The sequence below is a fragment of the Saccharospirillaceae bacterium genome, from assembly GCA_022448365.1.
Classification (GTDB): Bacteria; Pseudomonadota; Gammaproteobacteria; order Pseudomonadales; family Oceanobacteraceae; genus Bacterioplanoides.
On the sequence record JAKVCS010000005.1, the window covers coordinates 224,756 to 247,799 of the forward strand.

The window sequence follows — 23,044 nt, forward strand, 5'->3', positions numbered from 1 at the left end:
CCCTTATGCCTTGTTTTTCTTGGCTTCTTTCGCTGCTTTTTTAGCAGCCTTCTCTGCGGCTTCTTTTTCTGCAGCGGCGGCTAATGCCAGCACTTCTTTACGCAGATCTTCAGGAGCCAGAGGGAACTCAAGAGCACGACGGGATTGGAAGTACGCTTCAGCAACGGAACGAGCCAAAGTACGTACGCGCAGAATATAACCCTGACGCTCGGTCACGGAAATCGCGTGACGGGCATCCAGCATATTGAATGCGTGGGATGCTTTTAAAACCTTTTCATAAGCAGGCAGAGCCAAACCTGCTTCGATCAGACGAGCACAGTCTTTTTCGTGCTGTTCGAACGCCTGGAATAAGAAATCAACATCCGCGTGTTCGAAGTTGTAGGCCGACATTTCCACTTCGTTCTGATGGAACACATCGCCGTACGTGACGGGCTTGCCATCCGGGCCGTAACACCAAACCAGATCGTAGATGGAATCCACTTCCTGCAGGTACATAGCAATACGTTCCAGGCCATAAGTGATCTCACCGGTTACCGGGTAACACTCCAGGCCACCCACTTGCTGGAAGTAGGTGAACTGAGTCACTTCCATGCCATTCAACCACACTTCCCAGCCAAGACCCCAGGCGCCGAGTGTTGGCGATTCCCAGTTATCCTCTACGAAACGGACGTCATGAACATTAGTATCGATGCCCATCACACGTAGGGATTCCAGATACTTGTCCTGAATATCCAGTGGCGATGGTTTCATCACTACCTGAAACTGGTAGTAGTGCTGCAAACGGTTAGGGTTCTCACCATAACGGCCATCCGTTGGACGACGACACGGCTGAACATAGGCTGAGTTCCAGGACTCAGGACCAATCGCACGTAAGAAGGTCGCGGTGTGAAAGGTGCCGGCGCCCACTTCCATATCAATCGGTTGGTTGATAACACAGCCCTGTTCGGACCAGAACTCTTGCAGGGCAGCAATCAGGCCCTGGAAGGTTTTAATATCGTGGCGGCTTTGTTCAGACACTGCTCGACCTTCTTTGTTTCGGAATTGGGTTGGTTGATCTGCGATCATTCAGTTGGTTGTACCAGACTGGTGTGGCAGAAAAACGAAAGGCGGGGATTATAGCCTTATCTGGCGCTTGCTGATAGGGCCGGACTCAGGCGCGCTCTGGGTTCCTGAACATCACGGTTGCCTGTCACGGTAAAAATAATCGCACCTGAGCTCCGGCCACTTTCTGATTGTGCAGCGGACGGTTGGCGGTGGTGACGGTGCCGTGGTGTTCGCCTCGTTGATGGTGCTGAGCGATCAGTTGAACAAAGTAGATACCTAGGCCGCTCGGGCCTTTTTTGGTGCTGCCCCTCTGGCCATCCAGTACCTCTTCCGGGAAGCCCGGGCCGTTGTCGCTGACTTCAATCATCGTGCCATTGTCTGAATCGTCAGCGGTGATGTTAATTTCTGTGGCACCCGCCTGGGCACTGTTGGTAATCAGAGTCACCAGTGCCAGCTGAATCAGGGTTTCGCTGTAAAAGCCCTGACAATCGTCATCGACTTTATTGTGAAACGTAATCCCGGGAAACTGCAGGCTGGTGGCTTCAATGGCATCGTTTACCGTATCGCGCGGCCAGGCATCGTCCATGGGAAACTGGCCATTCTCGTGAAAGCGGTACAGGGTAATAAGCTGCAATGAGTCGTTTTTCAGGCGATTGGTTCGCTGCAAAATCGGCTCGAGTTCTTTTTGATACTGCTGCGGTATCCGGCTCATGGCATCCTGCTCAAAATCGAGCAAAGATTGCAGCTGGTTTTTCAGGTCGTGCACAACCGCCGCCAGCAATTGTTCAAACTTCATATTGCTGCGGCTCTCTTCATCCGGGAGTAGGTTTGTTTCAGCTTGTTGTAGCGGGAAAAACGTTCATCGGCTTTGCCGATTTCACCGATGCGTTTGAACAGCTGATAGCAGTCTTTCAATTGGCCGACATCGACCTGATTTTCCTCCATAAAGCTGACTTTGGCCTGGATGGTGTTGAGCAACACACTGACACCCGCTTCTTCATAGCTGGTGGCGTTATCAAAGGCTTCAATGGCTTCTTCATAAAGTCCCTTTTCATAAGCTTGTACGCCACGTGCATTTAACTCCGTGGTGTATTCGCGAATGGCGACTTCGTTCAGCTCGCCTTGCAGTTTGTCCAGGCGGCTAGTTTCCTGATCATCCAGACCCTCGGTTTTGAGCTTATTCATCATATCTTTGGCTTTTACATGCTGGCCGGTATCGATATAGGCTTCGGTCATCAGCAGGCGTTGTTCGACGTCGGGCTTTTTAATCTGCGACAATAATTCTTCGGCACGTTTTGCAGACGAATTCATGCCATCCTGATTCTCGGTACGCAGATGGGTTTTGCCTTCAACAATGCTGGTTTCAAACATCACTTCAATCTGACCGGCATAATCCTGGCGCAGTTCTTCAATCGCCTTCAAAGCTTTGCTGACCTTGCTTTTGTTCTCACGGCTGGCATCGGTGCCCATGCTGTGTTGCGCAGCGTGAACAAAGTTGAGGTAGTTCTTGGATGTTTTATAGCATGAGTGACGACCAAGACGAATCGCCTGTTCGAAGGCGTTTTCTGCCACGCTGTAGTTCTCATTCTGATAAGCCAGCTTGCCCAGTTCAATCTGACGTAATACCGCTTTGGGAGAGATGGCCACGGCTTTTTCCAGCTGTTGCTGCGCGGCTTTGAGCTTGCCTGTTTTGAGTAATATGCGCGCTGCCCAGTCATAACACTGAACGTACATCGGGTGTTTTTGCAGATTTTGTTTCAACAGCGCCAGGGCGCTTTGTGGATCTCCCAGATGATGTAAGCAAATGGATTGACCCAGGCGTGCCCAGGATACCGAGCGGGTATTCAGCAGGGTTGAATACACTTTTATGGCATCGTTATAGCGATGCTGGCGCATGTACAGCTTGCCGAGAATACGGGTGACCGGCATCAGAAGTTTGCTGTTTTCCTGCAACAACTTCTCTGCCATGGCAATGGCACGATCAGTATCGTCGGCATCAATGGCGGTATTAATCGGGTTGAGCTGCTGTTTTATGCGTAAAATTCGGGTCAGGCGCTCGCGCAGCATGTTCAGAGTAAATGGTTTGGTGATATACGCATCCGGTTCGTATTCCAGTGCCCCCATCACCATATCAACGGCATTCTCTCCGGTAACCAGTATAAACAAGGACGTTGCTCGCAGGCGGTTGGAGTAGCGCGCTTCCTCCAGCACTTGCTGCCCGTCTCGACCCTTACCGAGGTTATAGTCTGAGAACACAATATCGTAATCGTATGCCGTCAGTAACTCTGAGGCTTCTTTGCCATCCGTCGCTGTATCGATGTGCTCGCACCCCAGAAGTGTAGTCATCTTCTTTAGCGCACTTCGAGCTTCTACCAGGTCATCAACGATGAGAATTCGTTTGGATTTAAGTGTTTGTTCCAGATTGATCATAGGCCACCTGAGCTTTGTCCATTGAGTTTAGCAAAGTACTGATATTTCGCTGGTTAAAGAGCAGCGGTTATTGGTTGGGATGGCCATTGCCGGAATACACTTGCGCCACGGGCTTGAGGCCGTAAACTGCGTGCAAACAAGAAAACCGAGGTGAAGTGTGAAGTCGTTGTTTGGTTATCTGGCGATTGGTTTGATTAAGTTGCTGGGAAAGGTCTCGTTAGCATCTGCGCAGAAACTGGGGATACGCATTGGTGGCTATTTGTTGTCACGTCGTAGTCGTAGCCGTGAAGTCGCACGCGTTAATCTGTCACTGGTTTATCCTGAGAAAAGTGAGGCTGAGCGCGCCGAGCTGCTGCGCAACAGTCTGATCGAAAGTGGAAAAACCCTGGCTGAGACCGGTCCTATGTGGGGTTATGATCCTGAGATCACCACCGGCCTGATTAATCAGGTTCATGGTGAAGAGTTGTACGACGAGCTGATGCGCTATGACGGTGGTAAGTTGTTGCTGGCCCCACACCTTGGCAATTGGGAAATTATTAATAACTACTGCGCTAAGCGTCGTCACGACATCACCATCATGTATCGTCCGGCGAAGTTACCGAGCTTTAATAGCTGGATGGTTAACCGTCGTGAGACTATTGGTTGTAAATTGGTGCCAACCACCCGTGCCGGTGTGATGGGCCTTTTTACGACACTGAGCAACGGTGAGATGGTGGGTTTTCTGCCGGATCAGGAGCCGCGTGTTCAAAGTGGTGTTTTCGCTGACTTTATGGGTCATCCAACCCTGACACCCAAACTTCCCTATGAAATGCTGCAGAAAACCGGAGCGCGTGCTCTTTATGCGTTTGCTAAACGGTTACCGGATGCCAGGGGCTTTGATATCTATTTCGTAAAACCGGATGAAGATCTGTATTCCGAAGATGTTGAAGTGTCGGCGAATTCCATGAACCGCGGTATTGCAGAGTGTATTGCGATTTGTCCGGAGCAATACCAGTGGAGTTATAAACGCTTTAAGCGTCAGCCGGAAGGGATGCCAAACCCTTATCGCGAGGCTAATGTCCCGTAATTGAACGATCAGACGCAAAACCCGTTACAGGCGGGTTGTGACGTCTGATTTTATGTCGGGGGCTTCTCTGTATTTTCTGGTTATCAGCTACGCCAGAATGCCGGACTGATCAACACCAGCAGGGTGAAAATCTCAAGCCGTCCAAGTAGCATGGTCAGCGACAGGATCCACTTGGCGGCATCGCTGAGATCGCCATAATGAGCCGAAACATCACCCAGTCCCGGGCCAAGATTGTTGAGGCAGGCACCCACAGCAGAGAAAGCGGTGACGTGATCCATCCCTGTTGCCAGTAAGGCCAGCATCATCACCATGTACGTGCCGACATACAGAGCGAAAAATCCCCATACGGCTTCCAGTACCCGTTCGGCCACCGGTTGTTTTCCCAGCTTTACTGGAATAATGGCATTTGGGTGGATCAGTCGCAGAATCTCACGAATGCCTTGTTTGTAGATTAATAACACCCGAATCACCTTCATACCGCCACCGGTCGAGCCGGCACAACCGCCGATAAAGGCCATCATAAATAACAGAACGGGCAGGAAAACCGGCCATACAGAAAAGTCTGCGGTGCCGAAGCCCGTTGTTGTGGCGATTGAAACCAGCTCGAAAATGCCATAGCGAACTGAGTCTTCCCAGTTGTAGGTATTCGTCAGATACAGTGCTGGTACCGTCAGCAAGATGCCGCCACCAATCATGATAAAGAAGAACTTCAGCTCAGAATCTGCGAAAAAGTGGCCCAGCGAGCGATTACGCCAGGCATAGAAATGCAACGCAAAATTGAGGGACGACACCAGCATAAACAACACGGCAATCATCTCGATGGCCGGGCTGTCGAAATATCCCAGTGAGGCATCGTGGGTGGAGAAACCACCAATGGCGACGGTGGCAAAGCTGTGGCAGATGGCGTCAAATAAACTCATACCGGCCAGCCAGTAACCCAGTGCACAGGCAACGGTTAACATCAGATAGATGTACCATAACGCCTTGGCGGTTTCGGTAATACGGGGGGTCAGCTTAGAGTCTTTTAGCGGCCCCGGGGTTTCAGCCCGGAACAGCTGCATCCCACCAATGCCGAGCATCGGCAGCACCGCAACCGCCAATACAATAATTCCCATACCACCGAGCCATTGCAGTTGTTGACGGTACCACAGGATCGATTTTGGCAGGTCATCGATGCCGGTCATGATGGTGGCACCGGTGGTGGTCCAGCCTGACAGCGATTCAAAGAATGCATCGGTGAAGCTGAGGCCAGGGTTATCGGCCAGCATCAACGGGAAGGTTCCGGATATTGCCAGCACCAGCCAGAATAATACGGTAATCAGAAAGCCATCACGGGTTCTTAATTCGTGACGAATATGACGCACTGGCAGCCAGCTCATAAAACCAATACCAAAGGTTAGCAGCAATGCCATAGCAAAAGCCTGGGTAGCACCATCGCTGTACCACATGGAGATCAGTAATGGCGGTAGCGTCGTCAGGCTGAACAGCATCAAAAAGATGCCTAGCACCCGTGCGATAACATTAAAGTGCATCAGAAGAACCCTAAGCCAACCTGGAACAAACGCTCAACATCCGGAATATGACGCTTATCCATCACGAACAGGATGACGTGATCGTCGGATTCCACCACCAGTTTGGAGGTTGCCATAATGACTTCGTCGCCGCGCACAATCGCACCAATGGTGGTTCCCGGCGGCAGTGGAATATCGTGAATCGGACGACCAACCACTTTTGACGAGCTCTGGTCACCGTGGGCGATGGCCTCAATGGCTTCGGCAGCACCGCGACGCAGGGAGTGAACATTAACCACATCACCACGGCGAACGTGGGTCAGCAGCGAGCCAATGGTGGCTTGTTGCGGCGAGATGGCCACATCAATCATGCCACCCTGAACCAGATCGACGTAGGCGGATTTATTAATCAGCGTCATCACCTTGCGGGCGCCAGAGCGTTTTGCCAACAGCGATGACATGATATTGGTTTCGTCGTCGTTGGTCAGGGCGCAGAAAACATCGGTATTCTCGATGTTTTCCTCTTCCAACAGGCTTTTATCGGTGGCGGAACCCAGCAGCACAACGGTTCGGTTCAGGTTTTCGCTGAGAAATTGTGCCCGTTCCTTATGAAACTCGATCAGCTTCACCTGGTAGTCTTTTTCCAGCTGTTTCGCCAGGCGATAGCCAATATTACCGCCACCGGCGATAACAATTCGCTTGTAGGAATCTTCCGCCCGACGTAATTCACTCATCACTTTTTTAATGTGGTGTTTTGCCGCGACGAAGAAAACTTCGTCATCGGCTTCCACTACGGTTGAGCCGGTTGGCTCAATCGCCTGTCCCCGACGAAAAATCGCGGCCACACGAGCGTTGGTCTCAGGCAGATGAGTCTTCAGAGTTTTTACATCCTGGCCAACCAGCGGACCGCCGTAGTAGGCCTTAACTGCAACCAGCTGCACTTTGCGATTAGCAAAGTCGAGTACCTGTAATGCACCCGGATACTGCAGCAAGCGGCTGATGTAGTTGGTAACCACTTGCTCAGGAGAAATCAGAACGTCTATCGGGAAGGCGTCGTTGTTAAACAGGTCGCGCTGTTTCAGGTAAGCGGCCGAACGAATCCGGGAGATTTTGGTGGGCGTACGAAACAGGGTGTAAGCGATCTGACAGGCCACCATATTGGTTTCGTCAGAGTTCGTGACTGCAACCAGCATATCGGCATCGTCAGCGCCAGCATCGGCGAGAATCTGTGGATACGAACCTCGGCCATAAACCGTTTTAATATCGATTCGGTCCTGCAGCTCCCGCAAACGCGCGGCATCGGTATCAATAACCGTAATATCGTTTTGTTCGTTGGCCAGGTTCTCAGCGAGAGTACCACCAACCTGACCTGCGCCTAAGATAATAATCTTCATAAAGCACATCCCTGTTTTCTACCCTGTTGGGCAGTCTGTGGCTGTATGTGGCTCTGTCTCATCGCACTTTTTAACCCTTCACCAATAAGGCATAAAAGAAACCATCATGGCCATTCTCTTGCGGGAACAGCTGACGCCCGGCATTACAGGCGACTCCCGGAAGATTGTCCATAGCTGACAGGATATTCTCCAGTGGCCGGTGAGAAATATCCTGTCCTGCCTCAAGCTTAGCTGCGATAAAGCGCTCAACCTGATCGTTATTTTCCTGTGGCAATACCGAACAGGTTGCGTACAGCAAACGACCTCCGGGTTTTAGCAAATCCCAGGCGGTATTCAGCAGGGTTTGCTGCACATCAGCCAGTTGTTCAATATCGTCGCGCCGACGTAGTAATTTGATATCCGGATGGCGGCGGATCACGCCGGTTGCCGAACAGGGCGCATCCAACAAAACTGCATCATATTGTTCACCTTCCCACCAGGCGTCGGTATCTGCCATATCGGCGCAAACAACACTGGCTGATAGACCAGTACTATTGGAAAACAGACCAAGACGTTCCAGATTCTCTTCGACTCGTTCCAGACGTGATGCTTCCAGATCTAAGGCGGTGACATCGCAGTCAGCCGCTTCCAGTAGAGCGCAGGTTTTACCGCCCGGTGCGGCGCAGGCATCGAGTACCCTTTCGCCTTGCTGCGGTGCCAGAAGCAACGAAGCCAGCTGTGCGGCTTCATCCTGAACGCTGATATCGCCATCAGCGAATCCAGGCAGTTGAGTGACATCACAGGATTGCGCTAAATAGATGCCAAACGGAGCAAACTCTGCGGCGATGGCTTCAATACCTGCCTGCTGCAATCGCTCAAGATACGCTTCGCGGCTGCCGTGGCGCTGGTTAACTCGCAGACATAATGGTGGACGCTGATTGTTCTGCCCGAATACCTGTTGCCAGTCATCTGGCCAGGCTTTCTGCATCATTTTCATCAGCCATTTAGGATGGCTGGTGGCCGTTACCGGATTATTGTCCAGAGGAGCGGTCAGTTCCTGATACTCGCGTCCATAGCGTCGCAGGCAAGCATTAATTACCGACTTAGCGTACCCCTTACCCATTTCTTCACAGACATCGACCGTGGCATGAACCGCAGCATGGGGTGCTTTTTTCTGCACCTCCAGCTGGTACAAGCCGACAATCATTAATGCCTGCAGATCCTGATCTTCGTCACCAAACGGTGTTTTTAACAATATTTTGGTGATGGCATTGAGGCGCTGAAAGTAGCGACAACTGCCGAGTGCCATATCGCGCAAAAAACCGCGGTCGTCGTCGATGACCCGCTCTTCCAACTGTGGCAGCAGCTGATTCAGAGATTGCCCCTGCATCACCTGATGCAAAGCCTGGACAGCGGCGTAGCGAGCGGAAATCTGACTGCTTGAGGCTTTGCCGTATAAACTGCTCACAGTTCCGACGCCAGTACGTAATGAGACTGAAATAAGTTTGGCTGGCCGTTTATGACATCGGCGACCATCATCGCTTTTTTACCAGCCAGCTGGATTTGCTCCAGGCGCAATACCCCTTCGGCGCAGGCGACTTCGATACCGTCTGAGGACACATGTGCAATCGTACCGGGTTGCAGCTGAGTAACTTTTTCCAGCGGCGTTGCCCGGAGTACCCGGATTCTTTCGTTACCAAGCAAAGTGAAAGCCACCGGAAACGGGTTAAAGGCACGCACCCGCAACGCCAGATCGTCGGCATTCTGAGACCAATCCAGCAGGGCTTCTTCTTTTTTCAGTTTATGGGCGTAATTGGCCTGGGCGTCGTTTTGCTTCTCTGGTTGCAATTCACCCGCTTCGAGTTGTGCCAGCGTGGCCAGTAACGATTGTGGGCCAAGGGCAGCAAGGCGATCATGCAGACTGCCACCCGTATCATCGAGCGTAATACCGGTCGTGATCTTATGCAGCATATCGCCGGTATCAAGGCCGGCATCCATTTGCATGATGGTGATACCGGTCATTTTATCACCCGCCTCGATGCAGCGCTGAATCGGTGCGGCACCCCGCCAGCGAGGGAGCAGTGAAGCATGAACATTCAGGCAGCCGTGTTTGGGAGCGTCTAATACTGGCTGCGGTAATAACAAGCCGTAGGCGACAACAATCATCACATCGGCGTTGAGTGCTTCCAGCTGCTTCACATCGTCGTGGTGTTTGAAGTTGACCGGCTGGTACACATCAATGTTGTGTTCCAGAGCGACCTGTTTTACCGGGCTCGGTTGCAGCTTCTTACCACGGCCAGCCGGACGATCAGGCTGGCTGTATACGGCGATCACTTCATGTTCGCTATCAATCAGCGAACTCAGGTGAAGCGCTGCAAAATCCGGCGTGCCGGCAAATACAATTTTTAAGGGCATGGGTTTCTCTGGCTATCGCTGGATGGTTTATTTGCGGCGCGCTTCAAGCTTGTGTTTTTTGTCGAGCTTGTCTTTGATGCGTTTGCGCTTCAGGGGCGAAACGTAGTCCACCATTAACTTACCTTCCAGGTGATCTTCTTCGTGTTGAATACACACTGCCAGAAGACCTGTGCACTCCATCTCGAACGGCTTACCGTCACGATCCAGCGCTTTCACCAGACAGTGTTCAATACGGGTCACTTCTTCATAGAAGCCGGGTACTGACAGACAACCTTCCTGCATGGTTTCGGGGTCACCTTCTAACACGGTGATTTCCGGGTTGATAAATACCAGCGGCTCGGTTTTGTCTTCGGACACATCGATGGTGATGATGCGCTCGTGGATATCCACCTGAGTTGCCGCCAGTCCGATCCCCGGTGCGTCGTACATGGTTTCGAACATATCGTCGATGATGGTGCGAATACGGTCATCCACTTGCGCCACAGGCTTTGCCACTGTGCGTAAACGTTGATCCGGGAATTCAAGAATTGGAAGTAATGCCATAAAGAATCTGTACTTAAAAAGCCACTGCGGTTATTAACGGGTTATAGAAACTGCTTATAGATAACTACGGCGTTCGCTTGCTACACTGCGGACAGTGAACTGCATATGTCGCCAAAGACTAATAATAAAGGGAATAGAGGATGAGCAAAACCTTCAAACGCTTTCTCCTTGCCGGTTTAGTGACGGTTTCTGCAACCGCCGCGGCAATTGATGTAAAGCCTGACGCCCCTAAGCGTTATGTTGTAGAAGAAGGTGATACCTTATGGAGCATCGCAGAGCGTTATGCCGACGATGCCTGGAATTGGCCGGAAATCTGGTATCAGAACAACCAGATTAAGAACCCTCACCTGATTTTTCCGGGCGACGAGATTGGTCTTGTCACCATTAATGGTGAAACCAAAGCAACGGTTATCAAGCGTGGTATGGCCAGCCGCACCGTTAAGTTATCCCCAGGCTTAGTAAAAATGCAGCCAACCGCGAGGGTAGAATCGATTGAATCTGCCATCCCGGCAATTCCCCTGGACGCAATCCGTGGTTTCCTGCGGGACCACCGTGTTGTTGAACAACAGACGCTATCGAAAGCCCCCCGTGTAATCGCCGGATCGAACGGACATATTCTGATGGGTGCCGGTGAAACCGTATATGCCCGTGGTGATTTCTCTGATGCCGAAGCCGCTTATGGTGTTTTCCGTCAAGGTCAGGTTTACGTTGATCCCACCAGCGATGAAGTACTTGGTGCAGAAGCACTGGATATCGGTTTGGCACGAGTTGATGCGCTGGACGGTGATATTGCAACCATGACGCTGGATCGTACGAATCAGCAGGTATCTGTGGGTGATCGTTTATTGACCACAGAAGATCGTGAATTAATCGCTCGTTATTACCCTAAGCCGCCAGCCGTTGATGTTAAAGGTCAGGTATTGGCTGTGTCCGGCGGCGTGAGTCAGGTTGGTCAATACGATGTGGTTGTGCTGAATCGGGGTGAACGTGACAAGTTAGTGCCGGGATCGGTACTGGTGATCGAAAAAACCGGCGCGATCGTTTATGACCGGATTGCCGGAGAAGACGTGCGTTTACCCAATACACGTGCTGGTACACTGATGGTATTCCGTACGTTTGATAAGTTGTCTTACGCATTGGTGATGCGCGCAACCAGTCCATTGCGGGTGGGTGACCACTTCGCCACTCCGTAACAGGAGGCAATATGATGCTCAGGGAAGAGCTGGTAAAAGCCTGGTGGAAACTCACAAAACTGCCGGGTGTTGGCAGTGTCACAATCGGTGATATCCGCCAGCAACTCTCTCATCCAAACGACCTGTTGAACTGCACTCCGCAGCAGCTGGTTTCTATGGGATTAAAACCCGAAGCTGCCCAGCGCTGGTGCGATGATCGCTCCCTGTTACAAGGTTTCGAAAAACTGCAGGCTTGGTGTCAGTTTAACGATTACGGTGTCTTACTGGCGGGTGTAGAACCTTATCCTGAAGCGTTGGCTGTTCTGCGAGATGCGCCGACCATTCTGTATTATCACGGCAATGTCGATTGCCTGAAAAAGCCAATGGTTGCGATGGTCGGCAGTCGAAAGCCGACTCAGTATGGCGCGCAATGGGCACAACAAACCGCATCTGAATTGTCAGCAGCAGGCGTCACAGTGGTCAGTGGTCTGGCGATGGGGATTGACGGTCATGTGCATCAAGGTGCGATTCATGGTGGTGGCAGCACCATTGCTGTGATGGGTAGCGGTCCAGACGTGATTTACCCACAGCGACACCTTGGGTTGGCACAAATGATTATGCAAGATGGCTTATTGCTGTCTGAATTTATGCCAGGCACCGAACCTCAATCACGACACTTTCCATCCCGCAATCGCATCATCAGTGGTTTGAGCCTTGCCACTGTGGTGGTTGAAGCCGCCATTAAGAGTGGCTCGCTGATAACCGCACGTCAGGCGGCAGAGCAGGGACGTGACGTGTTCGCCTTGCCCGGACTGGTGACGAATCCGACGAGCCAGGGATGCCACCAGTTGATCCGCGAGGGTGCCTACCTGGTTCAGAATACTCAGGATATTTTGGACGAACTGGGACTGGCAACAACAAGCTCCTCGGAGCAGGCCAATTTGCCGTTGGCAGGCCGGCCGGTCTCTGCCAGGCAATCTCGTATTATTGCTCCGGAGGCAGAGGACGTTGCGCAACCTCGGTCTGTTGTTCCGGAAACTGTCGGTGAATCGCTGGAACCTGTGCCGGATCTTGTTACGCATATTGATTTTCAGGCAACCAGTGCAGATATCATCGCGATTCGCAGCGACCTGTCGATGGTGGAGCTATTACCGGCGCTGATGGAGCTGGAACTTGATGGCTGGATTGCACAGGCACCCGGTGGGTATCAGCGACTGAAATAGCGCTTTTGTCGCTGCCAATCACGCTTCCTTTCATTCCTGCGCTTGTCGCTGCCAAAGCCTTGCGGTAGTGTTCCGCCTTTGTACTGAACCCCGTGCAGTTTTTAACCTGATAGCAGATACGATATGAATCCCTGGCACTTAGAACAAGCGCGCCGCTGCGTCGAGCAGGGCGGTGTCATTGCCTACCCGACCGAGGCAGTTTGGGGCCTAGGCTGTGATCCGACCAATGATGAGGCGATTCAGCGCATTCTCGATATCAAGCAACGACCATGGCAGAAAGGCATGCTGGTGGTTGCTGCGTCATTGGATCAGCTGGATGACTATCTGCTGCCGTTATCCGGCGACGATTTCAACCTGGTGAATGCCACCTGGCCGGGACCGGTAACCTGGGTTCTGCCCTGTGAAGAATCAGTTTCGCCATTATTGAGAGGCGAGACCCGCAATGATCAGCCGACGCTGGCGGTTCGTATCAGCGCTCACCCTATGGTGCGGGCATTGTGTGAAAAAGCCGGGCCTCTGGTATCCACCTCTGCTAATCCTGCCGGGCGCGAGCCCGCCCGCTCGGTGGTGCAGCTGCGGCAATACTTCAAGCCAGCTACGATAAAAACCTTTGGTGGCAAACAAGTGGTCGATTTTATTCTGCCGGGCAATCTTGGCGGTCAGAAACAACCTTCAGAAATTCGCACGCTGGACGGCCAGCGACTGCGATAAGGAATTTTTATGAGTCATAGCAGCACTGTGGATGTAGCAGCGGTAAAAGCGTATTTCCTCGATCTGCAGGATCGGATTTGTGCCGCGTTAGAGGCGCAGGATGGTCAGGCACAGTTCGTTGAAGACGCCTGGGACCGCGATCCGAGTGACAGTGCGCTGGCGCTGACCGGGGGCGGCCGAACTCGTGTAATTGCTGATGGTGCGGTGATCGAAAAAGGCGGTGTCAACTTCTCGCACGTGAAAGGCCCACAGCTGCCTGCATCCGCCACTGCCAGTCGCCCGGAATTAGCGGGCCGCAGCTTTCAGGCATTGGGTGTCTCTCTGGTTATTCACCCGAACAATCCCTATGTACCGACGTCACATGCCAATGTGCGGTTATTTATCGCAGAGAAAGAAGGTGAAGAGCCAGTCTGGTGGATGGGCGGTGGTTTCGACCTGACGCCCTTCTATCCTTATGAAGAAGACGTGGTTCACTGGCACCAGACTGCGAAAGATTTGTGTGAACCTTTCGGTGCCGAGGCGTTTCCTAAGTACAAGAAATGGTGTGATGAATACTTCTTTCTGAAGCATCGTAACGAAACCCGCGGTGTCGGTGGCTTGTTCTTCGATGATCTGAACGAATGGGAGGGCGAGCTTAACTTTGAAAAGAGTTTCGCATTTATGCAGGCTGTGGGCGATGGGTACATTGATGCCTATGTCCCGATCGTTGCCAGACGCAAAGACGAGCCTTTTGGTGAACGTGAGCGCAAATTTCAGCTTTATCGCCGTGGCCGTTACGTCGAATTTAACCTGGTGTTTGATCGTGGCACCATATTTGGTCTGCAAACCGGTGGTCGCACTGAATCGATTCTGATGTCGCTGCCTCCGGTTGCGCATTGGGATTACGACTGGCAGCCCGAACCCGGTAGCCCGGAAGCTCGCTTGTACGAAGAGTTTCTGCCTCACAAAGATTGGGTGTAAGAAACATTAGGTGTAACAACGCAGAGGACAATAATGACCGATTTGTACGCGGTAATGGGCAATCCGATTGGCCATAGTAAATCGCCCCAGATACATACAGCGTTTGCTAAAATTACCGATCAAAATATGTTGTATTCAGCGATTTTGGTGCCACTGGATGGCTTCGATGCTGCTGTTGATGACTTCTTTCGTCGTGGCGGTAAAGGCCTGAACATTACAGTGCCTTTTAAAGAGGATGCCTGGCGTTACGCCGATAAGTTTTCTGCTCGTGCTCAGCGCGCCGAAGCAGTAAATACCCTGCAGAAGCTTGAGGACGGCACTGTATTGGCCGACAACACCGATGGCGTTGGTATGGTGCGCGACATTATGGTGAATCAGGGCGTTGTTATCGAAGGTAAGCGCGTGTTGATTCTTGGCGCCGGTGGAGCCGTACGCGGTATTCTACAGCCGGTGCTGGAGCAGAAACCTGCCAGCATCACCCTGGCTAATCGCACCGTGAGCAAGGCCGAGGCACTGGCAAACGACTTTGCGGATTTGGGCGACATCACGGTATCTGGTTTTGCTGACGCTTCCGGTGAATTCGATTTGATTATTAACGGTACCTCCGCCAGCCTGGCGGGTGAACTGCCTCCGGTTCCGGCGTGTTGTATTTCCTCTGATACCGTCAGCTACGACATGATGTACGGCGCCGAAACCACGGTATTTAACCAGTGGGCACTGGATCACGGTGCGGCTAAAGCCATTGATGGCTTGGGTATGTTAGTCGAGCAGGCTGCTGAAGCCTTTTTATTATGGCGTGAAGTGCGGCCGGCAACGGAAGGTGTAATGAGTGCTATCCGGGAAGATCGCCGACGCTAGCGCCTTTCGCTTAAAACCGAAGAATCAGAAACCGCCTTACTGGAAACAGAAGGCGGTTTTTTTAAGGTGGATCTGACTTATGCGCACCAAAATAGAGCAGTTGTACTCCCGCCACAAAAAAGGCCGCATAAAGCGGCCTTTTTCGTACTCGATAATCCGAAGATTATATAGAGTAGTACATGTCGAATTCTTCCGGGCTGACTTGATGGGTGTGCTCACCGGGCACATACGAAGCCATATCTCTATCAATCAGCCACAAAAAAAGGCCGCATAAAGCGACCTTTTTCGCACTCGATAATCCGAAGATTATACAGAGTAGTACATGTCGAACTCTTCCGGGTGAGTCGTGTGCTCAACGCGGTATACATCTTCCATTTTCAGGTCAATGTAAGCTTCGATCATGTCTTTAGTGAACACGTCGCCCTGAGTCAGGAAGTCTGAGTCTGCCGCCAGGGAATCCAGAGCTTCACGCAGGCTACCAGCAACCTGTGGAATTGCAGCAGCTTCTTCAGCTGGCAGATCGTACAGGTCTTTGTCAGCCGCATCGCCAGGGTGGATCTTGTTCTGAACACCGTCCAGGCCAGCCATCAGGATAGCTGCGAAGGCCAGGTATGGGTTAGCAGTCGGATCCGGGAAGCGAGCTTCAATACGCTTACCTTTAGGGCTTGCAACGTATGGAATACGGATAGAAGCAGAACGGTTACGAGCAGAATATGCCAGCATTACCGGAGCTTCGAAGCCTGGGATCAGACGCTTGTAAGAGTTGGTAGACGGGTTGGTGAAAGCATTCAGCGCTTTAGCGTGCTTAATGATACCACCGATGTAGAACAGAGCTGTTTCGCTCAGGCCAGCATAGCCGTCACCAGCGAATTGGTTTTCGCCATCTTTCCAGAAAGAAGTGTGAACGTGCATACCAGAACCGTTATCACCAACAACTGGCTTAGGCATAAAGGTAGCAGACTTGCCGTAAGCAGCAGCAACGTTGTGAACAACGTATTTCAGCATTTGAACTTCGTCAGCTTTCTTAACCAGCGTGTTGAACTTAACGCCAATCTCGTTCTGACAAGCAGTAGCTACTTCGTGGTGGTGAACTTCAACGTCCAGGCCAATCGCTTCCATGGTGTTACACATAGCAGCACGGATGTCGTGAGAGCTATCAACTGGTGGAACCGGGAAGTAACCGCCCTTAACGCCTGGACGGTGGCCCAGGTTGCCGCCTTCCATTACAGCTTCAGTGTTCCAAGCTGCTTCGTCAGAGTTGATCTTGTAGAAGCAACCAGACATGTCCGCGCCCCAGCGAACGTCATCAAAGATGAAGAATTCTGGCTCAGGACCGAAGAAAGCTGTATCGCCCAAACCGGTAGACTGCAGGTAAGCTTCAGCGCGCTTAGCAACAGAACGTGGATCACGCTCGTAACCTTGCATAGTTGAAGGCTCGATGATGTCACAACGCAGAACCAGAGTAGCGTCTTCAGTGAACGGATCCAGGAAAGGCGTGCTGTCGTCTGGCAGCAGAATCATGTCGGATTCGTTAATACCTTTCCAACCAGCGATGGAGGAACCATCAAACATTTGGCCAGTTTCGAAGAAATCTTCGTCTACGTAACGAGCAGGGATAGAAACGTGCTGCTCTTTACCTTTAGTATCGGTGAAACGCAGGTCAACCCAGCGTACATCATTTTCTTTGATCAAATTCAGAGTGTTCTCTGACATCTTATTATCTCCAGATGCTGGTTCAATTTGATACGAGGTTCTCACCTCGGCTGTTGTGCTAAAACTTAGATGAATACCCTTGAGCAATTAGTGTGCCACTCATTAACATGCTGCAGGCCGCACAAAATCTGGGCCTTCAGTGTGACGAGCAATCAAGGGCGCACCAAAAAAATACATAGCCAAAATACAATGCACCAAAATAATGCAAAAAAGCGCTGAGGCCTGCGGTATTCCATAAAAGCTTGCACAGTATAGGTTCACATAGGGGATTGCGTATACGAAAAAACACCAAAATACAGACATAAAATTGATATGCCGCAGCAGGCTGAACTCAGGTATAATCGCGCCTCATTTTTTATGGTGTTGATGCGTCCTGTTATACAGGACCCAGGTTTGCAGCAACGCCCTCACTTTAAGACAGGCTACTGCTGTGATCGATAACTTAAGAAACATCGCCATCATCGCCCACGTTGACCATGGTAAAACGACCCTGGTTGACAAGCTGCTGGAACAATCCGGGACTCTGGATCGTAACCAGGGCGGCGAGCGTGTGATGGACTCCAACGACCAGGAAAAAGAGCGTGGTATTACCATTCTGGCGAAAAACACCGCCATTAAGTGGAACGACTACCGCATTAACATCGTAGACACCCCTGGACACGCCGATTTCGGTGGTGAAGTAGAGCGTGTGATGTCGATGGTTGATTCCGTATGTCTGTTAGTAGACGCGGTTGACGGGCCAATGCCTCAGACTCGTTTCGTAACTCAGAAAGCGTTCGAACGTGGCCTGCGTCCTATTGTTGTCATCAACAAAATCGACCGTCCAGGCGCACGCCCTGACTGGGTAATGGACGAGATCTTCGATTTGTTTGACCGTTTAGGGGCGACCGAAGAGCAGCTCGACTTCCCGGTTATCTACGCTTCTGCTCTGAATGGTATCGCTGGCGATGATCCGGACAACATGGCCGACGACATGTCGCCACTGTTCCAGATGATTGTTGATCACGTTGAAGCACCAAAAGTTGAGCTGGACGGCCCGTTCCAGATGCAGGTTTCAGCACTGGACTACGACAGCTTCGTTGGTGTCATCGGTGTTGGCCGCATCACCCGTGGTAAGCTGAAGCCAGGTACTGACATCCAGCTGATCACGGCTGAAGGTAATACCCGCAAAGGTCGTATTCAGCAGGTCAAAGGTTTCCACGGTCTGAACCGTGTCGATGTCGAAGAAGCCGCTGCTGGCGACATCGTTTGTATTTCCGGTATCGATGGTCTGAACATTTCAGACACCTTATGTGATCCAAACAATGTTGAAGCACTGACACCGTTGAGTGTTGATGAGCCAACCGTATCCATGACCTTCCAGGTGAACAACTCGCCGTTTGCCGGTAAAGAAGGTAAATACGTGACCTCGCGTAACATCAAAGACCGTCTGGATCAGGAACTGATCCACAACGTTGCTCTGCGTGTTGAGCCTGGCGATTCTCCTGAGAAATTCAAAGTATCTGGCCGTGGTGAATTACACCTGTCAGTACTGATCGAAACCATGCGTCGTGAAGGTTTCGAAATGGCGATTGGTAAGCCAGAAGTCGTTCAGAAAGAAGTGGACGGCGAACTGCAAGAGCCATACGAGCAAGTGGTTATCGACATCGAAGACGAGCACCAGGGTTCGGTAATGGAAGAGATGGGTAACCGTCGTGCGGAAATGACCAACATGGTTCCGGATGGCAAAGGCCGTACTCGTCTTGAATTCATTATGCCAGCACGTGGCCTGATTGGTTTCCGTAACCAGTTTATGACCATGACATCCGGCTCCGGTATCCTGACCAATGTATTCGATCACTATGGTCCGGTTCAGGCTGCGCTGGGATCTACCCGTCATAACGGTGTGCTGGTTTCCATGGTTGCCGGTAAGGTGCTGGGTTATGCCTTGTTCACTCTGCAGGATCGTGGTCGTCTGTTCGTTGAGCCTGCAGTTGAAGTATACGAAGGCATGATTGTTGGTCTGCACAGCCGTGATAACGACCTGGTGGTTAACCCTACTAAGGCCAAGCAGCTGACCAACGTTCGTGCGTCGGGTACCGATGAAGCGATCAACCTGACTCCGCCAGTACGTCATACGCTGGAACAGGCGCTGGAATTCATCGAAGACGATGAGTTGGTAGAGGTAACACCAGAAAGCATCCGTCTGCGTAAGAAGCTGTTAAAAGAGAACGAACGTAAGCGCGCGAAAAACAAGTAAGCGCTCATTTTCGGCTCAATAAAAAACCCGCACTGGTAACCCAGTGCGGGTTTTTTATTATCCGCCAATCATCAGGATGGATAAAAACAGGCGTATGCAGGCACAATACCGCTTTGGCCCGTATTTTTGTGAACGCTGCATCAATATGTGTGCGCTTTGTTAATAGTCAAATGTAAAATCGCTGGCTAAACTAGCCCGTCATTCGAATATCAGCTGGAGGCACTGGAGCAGCCAGCCAAGCAAGGAGCTTATTCAGCATGAAACGACCACAGCGTTCTGCTCTGGTACGCGCTGCCATTTCTGGTGTATGTGCGGCATTTATTTCTGGTTGTGCCACTTATGGTGCAGGGGTCAATCAGGCCATTACTCAGGTTCAGCAAGGCGATCTTGTTGGTTCTGAGGCCTCGTTCAAAAAGGCGCTAAAACCGGTCGGTAACGACGCACTGTTATACCACATGGAACTCGGTGTGATTAAACATCTGCAAGGTGATTATGCGAGCAGTAACCAATTACTGAATAAGGCGGAACGCATAGCCGAAGACCTGGAAACAACCAGTATTACCAGCTCACTGGCAGTGATGATGTCGAACCCGCGTCAGGGTCCTTACGGTGGCGCAGACTTCGAAAAGATGTTCATCAACTATTACAAAGCGATGAACTACTTTGGCCTGGCGCAAAGTGCCACAACACGCAATGAACGGCTGGATGCTTTAGATGGTGCACGCATTGAATCGCGTCGTCTGATTATCCGTCTTAACGATCTCAATAGCCGCAAAGGCACCTACGCCCAGCAGAAAGATAAAGATCAACAGACCTTTACCCAATTGCTGAAAATTTTCGAGAAGCTGCAAGGCAATCTGATCGATATGGATCAGCTGGAATACCGCGATGATGCGATGGCGCATTATCTCACCGGTATCAGCTTTGAAATGAACGGCGAATACGATGACGCCCGTATCAGCTATCAGAAGGCGGCGAAATCCTACGAGGACGGTTTTGTTAAGCAGTTCCGCCTGGACGACGATATGACGTCCCAGGCCTGGTTCGACGTCGTTCGCATGATGCGTAAAATGGGTGATCAAAATGATGCGCGTCGGCTGGCGAAACGTAAACTGAGCAAAAAGCAGCGCGCCGAGCTGGATAAATGGGATGATACAGCTCAGCTGATTGTGGTTGAAGATAAAGGTCTGGCACCGCATCGCAAAGAAATGAACCTTGAACTGTCGGTTAACCCGACATTGCAGGCGCTGGAAATTCGCCCGTATTTATTCCAGAACGACAATGCCCAGCTTGCCTGGTTTTATGTGTTGTACGCTGATAAAGGCATTCTCGATGCCGTAGCTAACTATCTGGATGCAACCGAAGTGGGCTTTGTCTTTAACAGCTTCACCAAAACGGTAACGCTAGGACCACTGTGGGATACTGCTGAAGATCTGGGTTTGATTCAGGCGATTGGCAACTCCATGCGTATCACCATCCCTTATTACGACCCGATCAAAAAGATGGGCGAGACTGAGCTGATGGTGGGCGATAAAAGCTACAACCTGATCAAGTCTTCCAACCCGGCGCAGATGGGTTTGCAGGAGCAAATCGTCAACTCCGGTTTTGATATCCAGATGGCGCTGGCCCGCTCTGCGTTAAAAGCCTTAACGGCGGCAAAAGTCGGTGATGTGGGTGGGCAATACGGTGGCCTGTTAGCCACGGTCGGTAAATTAACCGCCCAACTGACCGATGCTGCCGAAACCCGTAACTGGTTACTATTGCCCAGCGATGTGCGTATCCGCCGGCTTGCGCTGGAGCCGGGTCAACACCAGCTGACTCTGGATTCGACGTTAGAATACGGTTTGCATCATCGGGAGCAGAAAAATATTGATCTGAAGTCAGGTGAGATTCATCTCTGGCAGGTACGCTCTTTGGCACCCGTTGCCGGAGCACCATCCAGCGCTGTAAAAAGTCTGGTTCAAACCGGCAACTAAACTATTATCCAACTATCTAAAAAGCTAACGCATAAAAAGGAACGAAATTATGCTGAAACAAGTCTCGACTCTGTCTGCCATTGCTAAAGTAACTGCGGCTACCTTGTTAGGCGCTTCCGTTCTGCTGTCTGCAGGCTGCGCGACTAAGGTTTCGCGCATCTCTGCCAGCGAAGAAGTCGCGCTGTCTGATCGCTGGAACGCCAAGGACTCTGAGCTGGTTGCCAATGAAATGATCGAAGACATGCTGTCTTTCCCATGGGCGCGTGATTTCGAAATGGATAACAGCCGTCGTCCAACCGTCATCATTTCCCGTATCCGCAACAAATCTCATGAGCATATCGCAATCGATACTTTCACTAACGACATTAAGCGCGCCATCATTCGCTCTGGTCGAGCCGATTTTGTTGCCGGTGGCGAAGAGCGTGAAGCGATACGTGAAGAACGCCGTGATCAGGAACTGAATGCCCGTAACGCTGCAGCGCAGGGTCAGGAAAACGCAGCCGATTTTGCTCTGTCTGGTGCTGTGAATTCCATTGTTGATCAGGTCGGTGATGATCGTGTGACCTTTTATCAGGTTGATATGAAATTGATCGACATGGAATCGAACCGTGAAGTATGGAATGGTCAGAAGAAGATCCAGAAGCTGCAGGAAAAATCTTCTTTCGGTTTCTAACTCCGCTTCAGAAAAAGGAATAACAGACAATGACTAGACTTCTGTTGCGTAACCGGGCTTTGTTAAAACACTCGCTGCAGAAAACGCTGGTGTTGGTGATTGCAGCCAGTGTCACGGTTGCCTGTATGCCACAAAACAGTAGACCTCAATCGGCTGATGCAACAAATCGTATGAGCCAGAGCGGTTCACCTTCCTGGTTGACCAATACCCCGGAAATGCCGGGTATGGCTTATGGTGTTGGCTCGATAGAAGTGTATGGCAACAAAACCGAGGCATTGAAGCGCGCGGGTGAATTGGCCCGTGTTGATCTGGTGAGTCAGCTGAAGGTGACTGTGTCGGGTGATTTCAGTTCCGATATCACAGAACGCAGCGGCACTAACCGTGAAAGCGAAGTACAGAAGGTTATTCGCAATCACGTCCGTAGCCAGGTGCCTCCGGTTGAGCTGGATGAAGCTCAGATTGTTAAAACCCACATCGATGGCAAATACGCGTATGCCTTAGCAGAGCTGGATCGTTCAAAGGTCGCTGCACGCTTGCGTCGTGACGTGCTGGAAGTGGATGATCAGCTGCAACAGATTGCAGCCAAACAGCCTCAGGGCAATCGCTTGCAACAACTGCAGCCGCTGTTACCGGCGCTGACGTTGTTCGCTAAACGCGATCGTATCGGCGAGCGTCTTGCTCTGGTCAGTATGGATCGCCGCAAGCCTCGTCTGGATTCAGACCTGGTGGCATTGCAGGATCGTATCAACACTCTGATCGACCGGCTGCAGGTAACGATCAGCTTGCAGGACTCCGGTGCACAGGAAATTGGCGGCGGTATTATCGAAGCGTTAACCGACCAGGGCCTGCGAGTTGCAGACTCAGGTGCGGATCTGGTGTTTGAGGTGAATGCCGCTCTGACCGGTAAAGAACAACGTGGCAGTTTTTACGTGTTTGCCGATAGTCGGGTGACCATTCGTGACGGCGCCGGCCGGGCATTAAGCTCGTTCAGTAAGCAGGCGAAAGGTGTTTCCGGGCTGGAAGATGTGGCTCGTCAGAAAGCGGCTCGTAACGTTGCTAAAATGTTAGGTCAGGAACTGGCCGTGGCCCTGGTTGATAAAATTAACTGAGGCTTCCGTTCGCCAATGACCGCATAAA

General features: G+C 51.4%; 19 protein-coding genes. 10 read left to right on the forward strand and 9 right to left on the reverse strand.

Annotated elements, in window-relative coordinates; translation table 11 throughout:
- Positions 1-3: 3 nt before the first annotated feature.
- From glyQ to MK185_14965, 3 genes are all read right to left on the reverse strand, one after another.
- Positions 4-1,017: a glycine--tRNA ligase subunit alpha gene (gene glyQ, locus MK185_14955; GenBank protein ID MCH2041926.1), complete on the reverse strand. Its 1,014-nt coding sequence runs from the start codon at positions 1,015-1,017 to the stop codon at positions 4-6.
- 172 nt (positions 1,018-1,189) lie between these two features.
- Positions 1,190-1,840, reverse strand: a complete 651-nt coding sequence (locus MK185_14960; protein MCH2041927.1) for a HAMP domain-containing histidine kinase — start codon at positions 1,838-1,840, stop codon at positions 1,190-1,192.
- Positions 1,837-3,474: a response regulator gene (locus MK185_14965; GenBank protein ID MCH2041928.1), complete on the reverse strand. Its 1,638-nt coding sequence runs from the start codon at positions 3,472-3,474 to the stop codon at positions 1,837-1,839. The genes MK185_14960 and MK185_14965 overlap by 4 nt, the downstream gene beginning before the upstream one ends.
- Before the next feature lie 157 nt (positions 3,475-3,631).
- Between MK185_14965 and MK185_14970 the strand changes: the two genes are divergently transcribed.
- Positions 3,632-4,540, forward strand: a complete 909-nt coding sequence (locus MK185_14970) for a lysophospholipid acyltransferase family protein (GenBank protein ID MCH2041929.1) — start codon at positions 3,632-3,634, stop codon at positions 4,538-4,540.
- A gap of 83 nt (positions 4,541-4,623) precedes the next feature.
- Here MK185_14970 and MK185_14975 read toward each other — a convergent pair whose 3' ends face one another.
- From MK185_14975 to def, 5 genes are all read right to left on the reverse strand, one after another.
- The gene (locus tag MK185_14975; GenBank protein ID MCH2041930.1) at positions 4,624-6,072 is read right to left on the reverse strand and encodes a TrkH family potassium uptake protein; all 1,449 of its coding nucleotides are present in this window, start codon (positions 6,070-6,072) and stop codon (positions 4,624-4,626) included.
- The gene (trkA, locus tag MK185_14980; protein MCH2041931.1) at positions 6,072-7,445 is read right to left on the reverse strand and encodes a Trk system potassium transporter TrkA; all 1,374 of its coding nucleotides are present in this window, start codon (positions 7,443-7,445) and stop codon (positions 6,072-6,074) included. The genes MK185_14975 and trkA overlap by 1 nt, the downstream gene beginning before the upstream one ends.
- 70 nt (positions 7,446-7,515) lie before the next feature.
- Positions 7,516-8,892 carry a 16S rRNA (cytosine(967)-C(5))-methyltransferase RsmB gene (gene rsmB, locus MK185_14985; GenBank protein MCH2041932.1) on the reverse strand — a complete coding sequence of 459 codons (1,377 nt, stop codon included), beginning with the start codon at positions 8,890-8,892 and terminating at the stop codon, positions 7,516-7,518.
- Positions 8,889-9,839, reverse strand: coding sequence for a methionyl-tRNA formyltransferase (fmt, locus tag MK185_14990; GenBank protein MCH2041933.1), 951 nt, complete (start codon positions 9,837-9,839; stop codon positions 8,889-8,891). The genes rsmB and fmt overlap by 4 nt, the downstream gene beginning before the upstream one ends.
- A 27-nt stretch (positions 9,840-9,866) precedes the next feature.
- Entirely contained in the window at positions 9,867-10,382 is a 516-nt protein-coding gene (gene def / locus MK185_14995) for a peptide deformylase (protein ID MCH2041934.1), read from the reverse strand.
- Between the two features lie 140 nt (positions 10,383-10,522).
- On the opposite strand from def, the gene MK185_15000 reads away from it, so the two are divergent.
- The 5 genes from MK185_15000 (at position 10,523) to aroE (ending at position 15,306) form a co-directional block, all read left to right on the forward strand.
- On the forward strand, positions 10,523-11,575 hold the full coding sequence (locus MK185_15000; GenBank protein ID MCH2041935.1) for a LysM peptidoglycan-binding domain-containing protein: 1,053 nt from the start codon (positions 10,523-10,525) through the stop codon (positions 11,573-11,575).
- Positions 11,576-11,586: 11 nt separating this feature from the next.
- The gene (gene dprA / locus MK185_15005) at positions 11,587-12,777 is read left to right on the forward strand and encodes a DNA-processing protein DprA (protein ID MCH2041936.1); all 1,191 of its coding nucleotides are present in this window, start codon (positions 11,587-11,589) and stop codon (positions 12,775-12,777) included.
- Between the two features lie 123 nt (positions 12,778-12,900).
- The gene (locus MK185_15010; protein ID MCH2041937.1) at positions 12,901-13,488 is read left to right on the forward strand and encodes an L-threonylcarbamoyladenylate synthase; all 588 of its coding nucleotides are present in this window, start codon (positions 12,901-12,903) and stop codon (positions 13,486-13,488) included.
- 9 nt (positions 13,489-13,497) lie between these two features.
- Complete coding sequence (hemF, locus tag MK185_15015) at positions 13,498-14,448, forward strand: oxygen-dependent coproporphyrinogen oxidase (GenBank protein MCH2041938.1); 951 nt, start codon at positions 13,498-13,500, stop codon at positions 14,446-14,448.
- A gap of 33 nt (positions 14,449-14,481) precedes the next feature.
- Positions 14,482-15,306 (forward strand): shikimate dehydrogenase, encoded by an 825-nt coding sequence (gene aroE / locus MK185_15020; GenBank protein ID MCH2041939.1) that lies wholly within the window; start codon positions 14,482-14,484, stop codon positions 15,304-15,306.
- Positions 15,307-15,612: 306 nt separating this feature from the next.
- Here the strand turns inward: aroE and glnA are convergent, their stop codons facing one another.
- A complete protein-coding gene (gene glnA / locus MK185_15025) occupies positions 15,613-17,019 on the reverse strand; it encodes a glutamate--ammonia ligase (GenBank protein ID MCH2041940.1) in 1,407 nt (468 codons plus the stop codon).
- Positions 17,020-17,449: 430 nt separating this feature from the next.
- Between glnA and typA the strand changes: the two genes are divergently transcribed.
- From typA to MK185_15045, 4 genes are all read left to right on the forward strand, one after another.
- On the forward strand, positions 17,450-19,258 hold the full coding sequence (typA, locus tag MK185_15030) for a translational GTPase TypA (GenBank protein ID MCH2041941.1): 1,809 nt from the start codon (positions 17,450-17,452) through the stop codon (positions 19,256-19,258).
- 257 nt (positions 19,259-19,515) lie between these two features.
- Positions 19,516-21,234, forward strand: coding sequence for a hypothetical protein (locus MK185_15035; protein ID MCH2041942.1), 1,719 nt, complete (start codon positions 19,516-19,518; stop codon positions 21,232-21,234).
- A gap of 49 nt (positions 21,235-21,283) precedes the next feature.
- On the forward strand, positions 21,284-21,907 hold the full coding sequence (locus MK185_15040) for a penicillin-binding protein activator LpoB (GenBank protein MCH2041943.1): 624 nt from the start codon (positions 21,284-21,286) through the stop codon (positions 21,905-21,907).
- A gap of 29 nt (positions 21,908-21,936) precedes the next feature.
- The gene (locus MK185_15045) at positions 21,937-23,016 is read left to right on the forward strand and encodes an LPP20 family lipoprotein (GenBank protein ID MCH2041944.1); all 1,080 of its coding nucleotides are present in this window, start codon (positions 21,937-21,939) and stop codon (positions 23,014-23,016) included.
- The last annotated feature ends 28 nt before the right edge of the window (positions 23,017-23,044 follow it).